Genomic DNA, 13507 nt, shown 5'->3' on the forward strand with positions numbered 1-13507 from the left:
ATATTTTAAAGCGGATAATAACCACGGGGCTTCTTTTGCCTTTTTTTTCATTTGGTAAATTTCTTAATATTTATAGCTAAACAACAACCGTCATCCCGCTACGTGTTAGCGGGATCTATGCTTTGAGATACCGCGAATGAATCGCGGTATGACGGTGTAGATGATGGTTAAGTATCCCGCTGCTTGTTAGCGGCTAAGAGATACCGCGAATGAATCGCGGTATGACGGTGTAATGATGGTTAAGTAATTCGTCATTCCGCTACGTGTTAGCGGGATCTAGAGATACCGTGACGGTATGACAAGGGAGAACAGTTGTATTCCTGCACAATTTATTCTCATGACAAAAACGTCTTAACTTTCTCTCTACTTTTTCTGGGTAAGGTCAATTTTGTGAAAAAATGGATTGAATTATAGGTAGATTTGGCTATTATTTGTAATACATGGGCATTGGATAAAATGTTTGAATTTAGTTCTGTGCTGCTAGCTCGAATTCAGTTTGCCTTCACAATAGGCTTTCACATTATATTTCCTGCTTTCACGATCGGGCTTGCAAGTTTTCTAGCCTTTTTGGAATGGTGTTGGCTTAAGACTGGTGATACACGTTTCCGTGATGTTTATAAATTCTGGATCAAGATTTTTGCCGTTGCTTTTGGCATGGGAGTGGTATCTGGAGTTGTAATGTCATATCAACTTGGTACCAATTGGTCGATTTTTTCTGACCGCATAGCCAATGTTCTCGGCCCTCTATTTTCCTTTGAGGTTTTAACAGCCTTTTTTCTGGAGGCATCTTTTTTGAGTATTATGCTATTTGGATGGAATAGAGTAAGTTCTCGTATGCACTTTGCTTCTACTTGTATTGTTGCAGTGGGAACGCTTATTTCAGCTTTTTGGATTATTGCGGCCAACAGTTGGATGCAAACACCCGCTGGATTCACGATTGGTGAGAATGGTCTCCTATATCCAACCAATTGGTTAGAGATTATTTTTAATCCTTCTTTCCCTTATCGCTTTATTCATATGGTAACAGCAGCCTATCTTACAACAGCTTTTGTGGTTGGTGGTGTAGGAGCATTTTATCTTTGGAGAAAACGACATGCTCCTCAAGCAAGAATTATGCTTGGTATGGCAACCATTATGGTAGCTTTAGCTGCACCATTTCAGCTGTTCATGGGAGATAGGCATGGATTAAATACACTAAAGCATCAACCTGCTAAGATTGCTGCAATGGAAGGTATATGGGAAACCGAAAAAGGGGCTGGCTTACTTTTATTTGCTTATCCGGATCAGCAAAATGAAATTAATCACTACGAGATAAAAATTCCTAATCTTGCCAGCTTGATCTTAACACATGATTTTTTAGGAGAAGTAAAAGGATTAAAGGAATGGAAAAAAGAAGATAGACCACCTGTAGTATGGGTATTCTGGTCCTTCCGTATAATGGTTGGAGTTGGAATTTTAATGATCATGATTGGGTCAGTAAGTGTTATACAGTATCTTCGTGGCAAATTATTCCAAAGTTGTTTCTTACATGGATGGTGGATATCAATGATGCCGTCTGGGTTCATAGCGTTACTTGCAGGTTGGTTTACTACTGAAATTGGCCGTCAACCTTACACTGTATATGGAATTATGCGCACAATTGAATCATTTTCATCTGCGATTACCGGTCCTCAGGTTGCATGGTCTTTGATTGCATTTATCGTTATGTATACCCTTATATTTGGAGCAGGTAGTTACTATATTCTGAAACTTATATACAAAGGAATTCCTGTCATTAAAGAAGAAGAGCAATTTTATAAACACGGTATTGGAGCTTCAGTGATTGATGCTGGTACATCTGGAAAGGACAACAATCATGTTTGATTTTTCTTCCTTAATTAATTTACCCCTAATCTGGGGATTACTAATTGCCATAGCTGTTTTACTGTATATTTTAATGGATGGGTTTGATTTAGGTATTGGTATTTTACTTCCTTTTGCACCGTCAGATAAATGCCGTGATCACATGATAAGCTCAATTGCACCATTTTGGGATGGAAACGAAACATGGTTGGTATTGGGTGGTGGAGGGTTGTTTGCTGCTTTTCCTCTTGCATATTCAATATTAATGCCTGCTTTTTATATTCCAATCATTATTATGCTGCTTGGCCTTATAGTGCGCGGAGTATCCTTTGAGTTTCGTTTTAAGGCAGAAGGAAAATACAGGCGATTATGGGATTATGCCTTTCATTTTGGGTCACTTGGTGCTGCATTTTGCCAAGGCATGATTTTAGGTGCATTTATACATGGTGTAGAAGTAAACGGACGCAACTTTTCTGGTGGCCAATTTGATTGGGCAAGTGCTTTTAGTGTAATGACAGGCATTGCTGTGATATTTGGATATGCACTTTTAGGTTCTACATGGCTCATAATGAAGACAGAAAATATAACACAAGAATGGGCACGCAAGGTTGCTTCTTATACGCTTGGTTTTGTAGGTATTTTCATGGGACTAGTGAGTGTAGTGACACCATTTTTAAATGAACGTATTAAAAACTTTTGGTTTAGCATGCCAAATTTTTATTATTTATTTTCTATTCCATTACTCACATCTTGGCTATTTTTCATGCTGTGGTTTGATCTTCAGAATACTAAACGGGAGTACCGTCCATTCTTTCTCAGTATTGCTATTTTTTTTATGGGATATTTAGGTTTAGGAATTAGTATCTACCCATGGATTATACCTTTTCAATATACCATTCTGGATGCAGCTGCTTCTGGGCCAAGTTTATCTTTAATGCTCATTGTTATAATACCGCTTTTACCAATCATTTTAACTTACACTGGTTATTGCTATTATGTCTTTCGTGGAAAATCAAATTATGAACACACATATTAAGGAGTTAGTGACCTTATGGTTAAAACGTTACCCTTAAATCAAGCAGTCGTTCAGGCAATGGCGTCAACTCAAGAGCCTTCATTAGCAAACCCTCCTATGGATTTTCTGAAAAGTTTTTGAGTATATTGTATTTTTAATTTGTAGAATAAGTTTTTTTCCTTTTTGCATGCTAACCAAAAAGGGTTCTGTCATCCTCCTTGTCATATAAGTAGCTTGACGCGGGCATTCAGTTTTCTTTATAATTTTCTTTGTGAAAGAACAAAAATGCTTATTTGTAACCATAGCTGGCTTACCAAATGCTGGGAAGTCTACATTAATTAACAGCATCATAGGCAAGAAAATTGCAATTGTCACCCCTAAAGTGCAAACAACAAGGACGCAAATAAGGGGTGTTGCAACATGCAACAACACACAAATTGTCTTTACTGACTCCCCAGGAATTTTCTCAGCAGAAACAAAACTTGAAAAAGCTTTAGTCAAATCTGCATGGTCGGCAGTTAAGGATAGTGACATCACTTTGTCGCTTGTTGATGTAAGCAATTATTTGAAAAATATAGAAAGAATTAAGACTATATTTATGCGGCTGCAGCGCACAAAAGGCAGATGCATTTTGGTTATCAATAAAACTGATTTGGTAAAAAGGCCTGAATTAAAGATGGCGCATGAGCATCTGAATTTGCTTTATAAATTTGAAAAGGTTTTTATGATATCAGCATTAAAGAATGATGGACTTTCTGATTTGATGAATTACTTGTCTGAAGTTGCATCGGTGAGCCCCTGGTTTTATGAAGAAGATCAAATAACCGATTCCTCGACAAATTTTTTATCAGCAGAAATTACGAGAGAAAAATTATTCTTGAACTTGCGTGAAGAATTGCCATACTCTACAGCTGTTATAACTGAACAATTTGAGGAAAAAAAAGATAAGAGTTTAGTCATCAAACAGATCATATTTGTGTTGAAAGATAGTCATAAAAAAATAGTACTAGGAAAAGATGGCAGTAATATTAAAAAAATTAATATCGAAGCGCGTGCTGAACTAGAAAAATTATTTGAGTGCAAGGTACACCTCTTTTTATTTGTGAAAGTGCGACCTTGGATCGACCGTCCGGAGGAGTATATAGGCAATGCTTAATTCTTTATTGGTATTTGATATTGAAACTATACCAGATGTAAATTCCTGCAAAAATTTACTCAATATTAGTGATGATAGTAGTGTAGAAGAGAAGAGGGATGCATTAACAAAATATCATCTTGAAATAACAAACGGGCAAAACTCTTTTCTGCGTCAGCCTTTTCACCTTGTTGTAGTTATTAGTTTTTTACTTTGCAATATAAGCTACCAGAGTGGTTATGAGGTGTTCACACTGCAAGAAATAAGATCTGGAGGCACACTAAATTCCAGTGAAAAGGAGCTAGTGAAAGGATTTTTTCACTACATATCAGAGAAAAAGCCAAGATTAGTTTCGTTCAACGGACGCACTTTTGATATACCAGTGCTGAAGTATCGTGCTATGGTCCATGGCATTCAAGCAGAATATTTTCATAAAGCTGGCGATAAGTGGAATAGTTACAATCAGAGATATAGCAGTGATTGGCATTGTGATTTGCTTGAATCCCTCTCTGATTTTGGAGCTTCTGCGAGAGTAAAAATGAACGAAGTTTGTGCAGCATTTAATCTTCCTGGTAAGATTGGAGTTGATGGGTCACAAGTTATGGACTTATACAATAGCGGCAAGATACAAGAGATTCGAGATTATTGTGAAACAGATGTAATTAACACTTATTTGATTTACTTAAGGTTCATGCATCATCAGGGAAGGATTACTACTGAAAGCTACAACAAAAGTGTGGAAGAGCTACTTTTAGAGTGCGAAAAAAAAGAATACCTAAAGAAATTTAAAGAAGAATGGCAAATAACTTGTGGTGGAAAAATTTTACTTCCATAGAATAAATAGTCGAGTTATAATGCACTAACAAGCGAACCTCTGTACTAAATTTTGGTTAATATACACGTTGAGCATATTAAGAAAGTTGCTTTTAAGGTATTGCATTTTACTTTTATTTTCGTTATAAGGTTGCTTTAAGTTGAATTTTCAACATTTTTATACTATTTACATTTAAGATATGATTTCGAAATTTTTTGGGGGCACTTCATGAAAAAGTCTATGTATACTAGAACTGCTCTAGTTTCTTTATTAACTTTATGTTCTTTCAGCAGTTTTGCAGCTGACTTTCCTGATGAGAGTATGAAGGAAATAAAAAAGCAAGAGAGCACAAAAACTTCTGGAAAAGTGGAAGTTATGAAAACATCAAATAAAAAACTGAAAGAAAAGATGGACAGAATATGTAATGCTGATCCAAGAAAAAAAGCTGAAGAGCTTAAGAAAAAAGAGGAGCTAAGATTAGCAGCCGAGCAGAAGAAAAAAGAGGAGATCAGGCTAGCAAATGAGAAAAAAGCAAAGCTTATAGAGGATTCAAAAGCGAAAGCTCTAAACGCTAAGAATTCTAATATAGAAAAAGGTAAAGTTTCAAAAACTAAGCGTTCTAAAACTAAGAATGCTAAAGTTGAAGCTAAAGATGTAAAGAAGGATATAAAAGTTGTTAACAAAAATACAGAGGAAAAAGGTAAGGCAAGTCCTGTTGTTTCAGTTGGTGGAGTTGATATTATCGATACCAATCAAGGGCAAAGTAATTTAAGAATAACTTTTGGTGGTGTTGTTGATGCTCAAGGTTATGGCAAAGCTGGACCAAGTGGCGCAGATTATAAACGTTATAACGTTATGCCAAACAGATCTACAGAGTATTATAATGCCACTCCAGATATAACAAGAGGAGCAAATCCAATATTCTATGAAGGAATAGGAAATATTGGTGATTACAGCAACGATATGGGTATGATTGCTGATGCAATATTGCACCTCAGAGCAGAAAATAAGAATGAAGATTTAGGTCTTCTTTATGGTGCTGACGTGCAGTTTCATGTTCCAGTGACCGAAGGTAAGGGAGCTTCACAGGGTGTTTATGCTGCAAAAGGCAGAAGTGCGCATGTGTTTGTTAACTCAAAATATGGTGACGTGAAGCTTGGTTACCAATTTGGTCCTGAGGCTCTGATGAGGCTTGATGCAACAAGAATTGCGACTGTTGACGGAGCTGCAGATAGTGACTGGTTCAGAAAAGTGAACTTAGAAGGAAGCGCTGCTAGCTTTCCATTTTATGTAACACCACGTCTTTACACTGAAAGTTTTTCGAGTGAAAGTGAAAAATTCTCTTTCCGCATGGCAGGGAAATATAACAAAGGCGTTATGACTACACTGCCATTTAGAGTTGCTTACTACTCACCAAATTATATGGGCGCAAGATTTGGTATCAGCTACTCACCTCGTTATGATAGTGGTTTGTTTACTGTAAAAGAAACAGTTTCAGAAGATAAAGGCGGTAAGATAGAACATAAGGAAACGATAAAGCATGTCGGCCCAGACTATGAGCACATAGTAAGTGCTGGTGCATCATATGAATATGACTTTGATAAACATAACATAAAAGTTAAAACTTCTGCAGTTGGTGAATATGGCTTTCCAAAGCAACCAAGTAAAGATAAGCATCTTTATAAGGAATTTGTGGAGTATAATGACCTGATGGGTGTTAATTTTGGTGTAAGCGCTGATTATAAGATTAATGAAGATCAAGGCGTAAAGTTTGCTGCCTCTTTTGCATACTTGGGCAAATCTGGTCAACCGAAGGGTATTAAAAAATTAATTGGTGATACCTACACGGAAATTGATAGTAAAGATGCTACTGATGGCAAAAGAGTGGAAGGGCTGAAAGCTCAATTTGGTAAAGATAGTATAGATACCATGTATTGGACTGTAGGAGCTGGGTATCAACATGAGAATATCTACACAAGTTTGACGTATTTTGGCAGCAGAATGAATGACAAAGATATGCTTCATGATGGTGCACTTGGCGTTCAATATGATCTGTCTCCTGCATGCAGTAAGAGCAAATTTGTTCCTTACGCAGCTCTCCATTATTTTATGACTAACGAAACAGGTAAGCTGAAAGATGAGTCTGATGCTGATGTACCTTCTAACCAAGGAATTCTCCTTCTTACTGGTGTGAAGTTTTCTTTCTAACCAGCCAGTACACACCACAGTTAACTGTGGTGTATTCTTGTCTGTTAGTGTTTATTTGTCGATCAAATAAACATATGGTGTCCTCTCTCCTGTCATCCCAGTGCGTGACACACAACTGTACGAACATTGTGATTTGAGGACACTCCACCAAGAAGGATGTCATCCCAGTGCCCAGACACTGGGATCCAGCTTTCCATGCAACTTCATCAAAAGCGTTTATTCAGCATAAGATCAGCCACTTTTTATGCTCACCAAATCAGTTTGCTTACTTACAAGCAAAATTTCCTGGATTCCAGTGTCAAGCACTGGAATGACACCCTATGGTCACCGGAATGACGCTTTATGGCTACTTAGATGATGAGAAAAGAACACACTGCCCTTATTCTACTGGCCGTATAGCTACTTTCAAATTTAATCAATTAAGCAGGAGGCCCCTATGCAAACCACACTAAAAAATCATTTAGCTGGAGAATTACTTACCACCGCTACGTGCTGGAAATTAAAGCTCGCAGGTGGAGAAGTAATGGGATTCACTGACTATGATGAAGATTTAAATATTGATAATATACTCTATAAATCTTCAAGTGGATTTACAGCCAGTAGTATAATATTAAACAGCGATTTGAAAACTGATAATCTAGAAATTGAAGGGATATTAAATAGTGCTGATATTAAAGAAGAAGATGTTTTATCAGGAAAGTACGACTTTGCAAATATTGAAATATTTCTTGTGAATTATAAAGACTTGACCCAGGGAACAATGAATCTACATTCAGGAATTTTTGGTAAAGTGACATTAAGTAGTGGAAGATTTATTGTTGAAATTAGAGGGCTTTCAGCAAAGCTTGAGAGAAGCATAGCAGAATTATACTCTCCTGCATGCAGAGCACAATTTTGCGATGATAAATGTAAAGCCGATACTAAAAAATTTAGTAAAATAAGTACAATCACTAAAGTAATAGACGAAAGAAGATTTGAAGACACGAATTTAACTGAGAGTGATGAATATTATAAGCACGGAGTAGTAAAATTCTTTGGCTCAATAGCGTTTGAAGGTGTAGTAAAAGAATATAAAAATAAAGTAGTTACGTTGTTTACTTCGCCTCCATACCAAATTTTTGCTGGAGATAAATATTCAATACTCGCAGGTTGCGATAAAACATTTCCAACTTGCAGAAGCAAGTTTAACAATACTGTGAATTTTCGTGGTGAACCCTATATACCAGGTTTTTATATTGTTTAGCAGTACAATTTTCAATATTATGAATAAGCATGGAAAGGTGGCTGAGTGGTCTAAAGCACACGCTTGGAAAGCGTGCACATATGAAAATATGTCGGGGGTTCGAATCCCCCCTTTTCCGTATGTTACTTCTAGAATAGTATAAAACCCCCGGTCGCGCACACAACTGTACGAACATTGTAATATGGTACAATGTTACAACTATGCGGTGGTAATTTACGATAAATTCATGTAGCCATTTCAAATTTAGCCATACCAATGTCAGTAAATTGATTAAGCAAATAACACTTGAGTAGCAGTTCCTTCCCACGATTAATTTCAGATTTGTTCCGAAAATTAAACCCGAATGTTTGTTTCAGTCGCGAGAAAAAACTTTCTACATAAGATCTTTTTCCGTAGTTTGTTTGCCTTTTCCACCTCTTCATTCCATCTTCGCTGTATGACTTTATTAGTCTAATTGCAGCATTTCTCTCTGCCATACTTTGGATGCTCTGCTGCATTGTTTTTTTGGAGGAATTTTTGTCTTTATGCCGCATTCATCACACAATTTATAGAGTTTATGTCTGTCATATGCTCTGTCTGCATATAGTGCTTTTATGGCATGCTGAAAATTAACTCCTTTAAGTAAATCGCAAGCTCCATAGTGATCAGACCGTTACTGTATTTTGCAGCTATGGCTTTTTTGCTGTTTATATTCAACATTACATGCAATTTTCTTGTCTGTTCATAACCACGATATTTTCTGTCAGCGCTATTTTCCTTGCTGTGTGTTGTTATAAATGCTGATGCTTGTGCTATCTATGGCAATTTCGATATCTTCCATATTATTTTTATCAATTCTGCAATCATTGATCTTAATATTAAGTTTTTTTTGAAGCTTGCGAATAGCTGATAACTGCTAAATCTCTTCCTATTTGTTGCAAATATCCTTTTATAAACCCGACTGTTTGTCTTAAGCCAATTCTAAAAAGATTAACGATTATATGCACTAAAATCACAACTTTATCACTATAAATATAGTTGCCGCCCTGCATTTTTGGACTATTTTCATACCAATTTTCGATAGCTTTATCGATGTAACGAAAAATATTTCCTCTTTTTTCTAGAAATTTGTTATATTCATGGCAGTTACTAACTTTCATTTTTTGTGGCATATTTTTCCTTAAGCGGTTAAATGGCTATTTTATAATGAATTTTGTCAGTAGCCACCAGATTTTTTCAGTTGCGATGCAACAGAGCCATCCCAGTGTCAAGCACTGGGGTGACAGGAAAAGAGGCTATTTGGATGACATCTTTCTTCTTGGTATAAATTACTTTTATATCTCAATGTTCGTACAGCTATGCACGTTGCCGCATAGTGGATGAGGTGTACTACCTCTAAGGGTATACATTATCTCACATAATAATATAATATTTCGTTCATAAATCAACGTTTTTAACATGCAGCAAGAACATTTCCGTTGTAATTAAGGTTCTTAAGATGTATATTAATGAATCTTGTTTTCAATAAATAATGAAAGTAATAATTGTCATGATAATGTTATTGTGTAGCAGTTACACAATGGCAAGCGAGAGAATAAGTCTAGTGGATAAAAAACTATCTCAAGGATATGTAGCTCCAGTGCTTACAGAAGATAGCGTTATTTTATCAGACAAGCACGGCGCTTTATATTCCTTTGATATTGATAACTCAAAGGCTATGAATTGGAAATTACACCTCTCACACAGAAAAAAAATTAGTAACATGAGCCTATTGCGTCACAGAGGAAACGTTTTCTTTATAGTGGATAACGTTCTACACACAATAGATGCAAAAACCGGCGAGATTCAGTGGGAAAAAGAATTGAGAGCTCCAGTAAGAGGGAAAGCAGCAGTAATAAACAATAAATTGGTAGTATTGACTATTGATAATTATCTGTACGTGTTTGATATAAAAGATGGCAGCTTCGTTTGGACTTATCAAAACGGCATCAATGAGGTTCGAGGTTTGTATTCCATATCGCCAGCAATTTCTAATGATAAAATAATAGCACCATTTTCAAATGGTGAGTTAATAGCTTTTAATGAAGACGGTAAAAAATTGTGGAGCCAAAAATTGGCTACAAACCTTTTGGATACACAGCTCACAGATGTAACTACTACACCGAGAGTGCTTGGCGATACTTTAATAGCTACAAATAATTCTTATATTTATAGCATTGACGTGAAATCAGGAAATATTTTATGGTCAAAGTCACTGCAAGTAAAAAGTGTATCAGACATTGAGTCATATTATAGTCCTCTTATTCCTGCAGAGAAACAAAAAGAAGGCGGAAGAATTTTTATAGTTACTAAAGACGATAAAATAATTGGCCTGGATATAAAAAATGGAGAAACAGTCTGGGCATCTGATTTAATAGAAAATACGCAATTGTTTGCTCCAATTATGCATGCCCATACACTGTGGGTGACAAGCAATAAAGGTTCAATGTTTGCTTTTCCGGGATCTGAAAGTGCAGGAAAGGTAGTCAAAGTACCTGGTAATGTGTTTCACACTCCAGTGTTTACTCGCAATAAGATATATGTAACAACTGAGGGAAAAGGTGTTTATTCTTTAGAAAATAGGTTTGTTTTTTATGACTGATTATGATTTAATTGTTATAGGTGGTGGCCCAGGAGGCTATAAGTGTGCTATCGCTGCTGCAAAACTTGGATTGAAAGTTGCCTGCATAGATAAAAATAGCATTTTTGGTGGTACATGCTTGCGAGTTGGATGCATACCTTCCAAAGCACTACTTCATTCTTCCTATCAGTATGCTCACACGAAAAATGATCTGTCGAAGCTTGGCATAAAAATTAAGGATGCAAGTTTCGATTTAAAAGAAATGCTAGGCTATAAGGACGCCAGAGTTCAGGAACTTGGAAAAGGTATAGAATATCTGTTTAACCTTCACAAAATCACTAAAATCAATGGGCTTGCTTCTTTTGACCAAGGTAATCTTGAAGTTTCAGTTGAAGGTAAGGTGCTGAAGACAAAAAATATAGTAATTGCAACCGGTTCTGACGTTATTTCTTTGCCAGGAATTAATATCGATGAGAAAAGTATTATTTCATCAACTGGTGCATTATCTTTAACTGAAGTACCAAAAAAACTTGTCGTAATCGGAGCCGGGGCAATAGGGCTTGAAATGTCTTCTGTATGGAGGAGGCTAGGGTCTGAAGTCACTGTAGTAGAATTTTTTGACAGAATCGCTGCAGCAATGGATGGAGAATTAAGTAAGTCTCTACTTTCTAGTCTACAAAAACAAGGAATAAAATTTTTACTTAGCACTAAAGTTGAGGAGATAAAACAAAGTAGTAATTCTTTGAGTGTGAAAGTTTGCTCTGTAAAAGATAATCAAACAAACACTATAGAGGCGGATAAGGTATTGGTGGCAGCAGGACGCAAACCATGCACTGAGAATCTTGGTATTGATGAAAAAATAGAAAAAGATAATCGCGGTTTCGTTCAAGTTAACAACAGATATGAAACTAATGTGAAAGGAATATTTGCTATTGGTGATGTGATCGGTGGAGCAATGCTTGCTCATAAAGCAGAGGAAGAAGGAGTGGCAGTTGCAGAGATAATAGCAGGACAGTCACCTCACGTTGATTATGGAATCATACCATCTGTCATTTACACTCACCCTGCGGTTTCTTCGATTGGTAAAACCGAAGAGGAACTCAAAAATGCTGGCCGTAAGTACAAAGTTGGTAAATGTCAATTTGCTGCAAACGGCAGAGCAAAAATCACTGATGATGCTGAAGGATTCGTGAAAGTGCTGACTTGTAGCAGAGCAGATACAATACTAGGTGTGCATATCATAGGAGCATACGCTGATACGCTAATCAACGAAGCAGCAGTTGCAATGGCATATAGCGCAGCAGCAGAGGATATATACAGAATTTGTCACTCTCATCCTGATATAAATGAAGCCTTTCGAGATGCGTGCATCGATGCTTTCTTTAAAAAATAATTGTGGACCTCGGTTCAATCATTGAAAAATGGTATGAGTGGCTGAGGCGCAACAGATCTTATTCACCAAACACTTTAGAGTCATACATGAGGGACTTGAAGGATCTTATAAGTTTCCTAAATACTCACATTGGTGGAGAAGTAAATGTCGGCACTTTGGAAAAATTGAGCGTACCTGAGTTAAGAAGTTGGCTTACCTCTCGTTACGCAAGAGGTGTAAACGCAAGATCCAACACTCGAGCACTCTCAGTAATCAGAAATTTCTTCAAGTACATAAAAAATAACCACAATATAGACAATGAAGCTGTATTTTCCTTATCAAGGCCAATTCAGAGAAGAACTTTGCCCAAAGCATTATCAATACCTGATATAAAAACTTTATTGAAAGAAATGAAACTATCCGATCTGGGCGAATCTTGGGTGGTAAAAAGAGAAATTGCGATTATCGTCCTGCTATATAGTACAGGCTTAAGAATCAGCGAAGCGTTGAACCTTAGGGTTAGTGATATTAACAATGAAAGTTTAATAGTAACAGGTAAGGGAGATAAACAAAGGCAGGTATTCATTCTTCCGGTAGTAAAAAAGTGTATACAAGAATATGTAAAAGCCTGTCCTTATCTTGGCACTAATAATGAAACACAATATCTTTTTTTGGGAGTAAGAGGAAAAAAATTGGGAAGAACTTATGTGGCCAATCGTTTGCAAAAAATAAGGAGAATGTTAAATTTACCAGAAATTTTATCTCCACATGCATTTCGCCATAGTTTTGCTACTCATTTGCTTCAGGAAGATATTGACATAAGATCAATACAACAACTGCTTGGTCACTCAAGCCTGGAAACTACTCAAATTTACACTCACCTCAATTATCAAGATGTTTTTAACATGTACAAAAATTTTCAGCAGGGCCTGGAGAAGAAATCAAAACTTTAACTTCGTTCTAAACCACCAAGCTGAGTGCTTTCAACATCACTAAGTATTGTGTTTGCTTTATATAAACTACAACATCCTAATAAAAAAAAAGCCAGTGCAACTGCTGTAAAGAAAGCACTTATTATCCCTGGATAATCTTCTATTACTAAACATGCAACAACAGTATATACTCCAAGCAATATAAAACATGCAGAAGCGTAGTTGCTCAGTTTTCTACCAGAAGAAATTGCTTGCGAGGATTTTTCGTTTTTATTACTACGGAGCAGTCTATTTTCTGATGAAAGCCTATCTCTTTCTTCCCTTACTTGTTTCAAATCTCTTTTTAA

At 36.4% G+C, this 13507-nt stretch carries 11 protein-coding genes, 1 tRNA gene and 1 pseudogene; 11 read left to right on the forward strand and 2 right to left on the reverse strand.

The window, feature by feature from the left end; all coding sequences use genetic code 11:
- The first annotated feature begins 456 nt into the window (after positions 1 to 456).
- From L0Z58_RS03665 to L0Z58_RS03700, 8 genes are all read left to right on the forward strand, one after another.
- Positions 457 to 1863: a cytochrome ubiquinol oxidase subunit I gene (locus tag L0Z58_RS03665; RefSeq protein WP_010962801.1), complete on the forward strand. Its 1407-nt coding sequence runs from the start codon at positions 457 to 459 to the stop codon at positions 1861 to 1863.
- The gene (gene cydB, locus L0Z58_RS03670; protein ID WP_010962802.1) at positions 1856 to 2878 is read left to right on the forward strand and encodes a cytochrome d ubiquinol oxidase subunit II; all 1023 of its coding nucleotides are present in this window, start codon (positions 1856 to 1858) and stop codon (positions 2876 to 2878) included. The genes L0Z58_RS03665 and cydB overlap by 8 nt, the downstream gene beginning before the upstream one ends.
- Before the next feature lie 250 nt (positions 2879 to 3128).
- Complete coding sequence (era, locus tag L0Z58_RS03675) at positions 3129 to 4013, forward strand: GTPase Era (RefSeq protein WP_010962804.1); 885 nt, start codon at positions 3129 to 3131, stop codon at positions 4011 to 4013.
- Positions 4006 to 4827, forward strand: a complete 822-nt coding sequence (locus tag L0Z58_RS03680) for a 3'-5' exonuclease (RefSeq protein ID WP_010962805.1) — start codon at positions 4006 to 4008, stop codon at positions 4825 to 4827. The genes era and L0Z58_RS03680 overlap by 8 nt, the downstream gene beginning before the upstream one ends.
- Positions 4828 to 5034: 207 nt before the next feature.
- Positions 5035 to 7014, forward strand: a complete 1980-nt coding sequence (locus L0Z58_RS03685; RefSeq protein ID WP_010962806.1) for a WD0745 family porin — start codon at positions 5035 to 5037, stop codon at positions 7012 to 7014.
- Positions 7015 to 7170: 156 nt separating this feature from the next.
- Positions 7171 to 7350 carry a hypothetical protein gene (locus tag L0Z58_RS03690; protein WP_155975174.1) on the forward strand — a complete coding sequence of 60 codons (180 nt, stop codon included), beginning with the start codon at positions 7171 to 7173 and terminating at the stop codon, positions 7348 to 7350.
- A 100-nt stretch (positions 7351 to 7450) separates the two neighbouring features.
- Positions 7451 to 8257 carry a DUF2163 domain-containing protein gene (locus L0Z58_RS03695; RefSeq protein WP_010962809.1) on the forward strand — a complete coding sequence of 269 codons (807 nt, stop codon included), beginning with the start codon at positions 7451 to 7453 and terminating at the stop codon, positions 8255 to 8257.
- 31 nt (positions 8258 to 8288) lie between these two features.
- A tRNA-Ser gene (locus L0Z58_RS03700) sits at positions 8289 to 8375 on the forward strand.
- A 106-nt stretch (positions 8376 to 8481) separates the two neighbouring features.
- Here L0Z58_RS03700 and L0Z58_RS07055 read toward each other — a convergent pair.
- Positions 8482 to 9408 (reverse strand): annotated as a pseudogene (locus tag L0Z58_RS07055) (IS5 family transposase).
- A gap of 359 nt (positions 9409 to 9767) precedes the next feature.
- Between L0Z58_RS07055 and L0Z58_RS03715 the strand changes: the two are divergent.
- From L0Z58_RS03715 to L0Z58_RS03725, 3 genes are read left to right on the forward strand one after another with little or no spacing between them, the layout of a single operon-like run.
- On the forward strand, positions 9768 to 10877 hold the full coding sequence (locus tag L0Z58_RS03715) for an outer membrane protein assembly factor BamB family protein (protein WP_038228167.1): 1110 nt from the start codon (positions 9768 to 9770) through the stop codon (positions 10875 to 10877).
- Entirely contained in the window at positions 10870 to 12249 is a 1380-nt protein-coding gene (gene lpdA / locus L0Z58_RS03720; protein WP_010082459.1) for a dihydrolipoyl dehydrogenase, read from the forward strand. Before L0Z58_RS03715 ends, lpdA begins: the two co-directional genes overlap by 8 nt.
- A gap of 2 nt (positions 12250 to 12251) precedes the next feature.
- A complete protein-coding gene (locus L0Z58_RS03725) occupies positions 12252 to 13181 on the forward strand; it encodes a tyrosine recombinase XerC (RefSeq protein ID WP_010962811.1) in 930 nt (309 codons plus the stop codon).
- On the opposite strand, the gene L0Z58_RS03730 is transcribed toward L0Z58_RS03725, so the two are convergent.
- Entirely contained in the window at positions 13178 to 13495 is a 318-nt protein-coding gene (locus L0Z58_RS03730) for a hypothetical protein (protein ID WP_010962812.1), read from the reverse strand. The genes L0Z58_RS03725 and L0Z58_RS03730 overlap by 4 nt on opposite strands.
- Positions 13496 to 13507: the final 12 nt, after the last annotated feature.

It is taken from the genome of Wolbachia endosymbiont of Aedes aegypti (assembly GCF_021496215.1).
GTDB classification, from domain to species: Bacteria; Pseudomonadota; Alphaproteobacteria; order Rickettsiales; family Anaplasmataceae; genus Wolbachia; species Wolbachia pipientis.